The sequence below is a fragment of the Ochrobactrum sp. SFR4 genome (genome assembly GCF_019730395.1).
GTDB lineage: Bacteria > Pseudomonadota > Alphaproteobacteria > Rhizobiales > Rhizobiaceae > Pseudochrobactrum.
The window spans coordinates 1-613 of record NZ_JAAPBB010000094.1 but is presented as its reverse complement, the minus strand read 5'-3'; the positions used below and the strand labels follow the sequence as shown (position 1 = coordinate 613).

1 pseudogene is annotated in these 613 nt (G+C 45.8%); it reads left to right on the top strand.

Annotation, left to right across the window (positions count from 1 at the left end):
* Nucleotides 1-368: 368 nt before the first annotated feature.
* Nucleotides 369-554: pseudogene (locus HBA93_RS18005) on the top strand (transposase); the annotation flags it as partial.
* Nucleotides 555-613 lie beyond the last annotated feature (59 nt).

Sequence of the window (613 nt, the reverse complement as noted above, 5' to 3'; positions counted from 1 at the left end):
ACGGTTCCACATTTGGTGTGCAACGCATCTAACAAGTATTTTTGTCATTGTTGCTTCAGAGGCTGAACGCAACAAACAAGAGGTGAGATGCTCATGGTATGATGACAAACGGTCAAAAGCCGGGATTGAGACACTCCGCATTCCGGGGCTGCGCATGAAAGCGCGAGGACTTGTAAGGAACTCAATCTGCGGACTTCATCAGGGCCAGCGGCATGTTATAGCCGCATCAATAGGCCGGACACATGCCTGCACTCGACCAGCTTGTCAGAAATATCAAAAAACATCTTGCCAAACGGAGGCCGTCCACACATGCCTCGGTTTCGTTCCGGTCTTTTTGAGAGCATTATTTGTTATCAAGGAGATCGAATATGTCATTAAAGCATAGTGATGAATTTAAGCGTGATGCAGTTCGCATATCACTCACTAGTGGCTTAACACGCCGTCAAGTTGCGTCAGATTTAAGTATTGGGCTTTCCACGCTTGGGAAATGGATCGCATCAATTTCCGATGAAACTAAAATTCCTACCCAATACACTGATCTTCTGCGTGAGAATTAACGTTTACGCAAAGAGAACCGTATCCTTCGGGAGGAGAGTGAGATATTAAAAAAGGC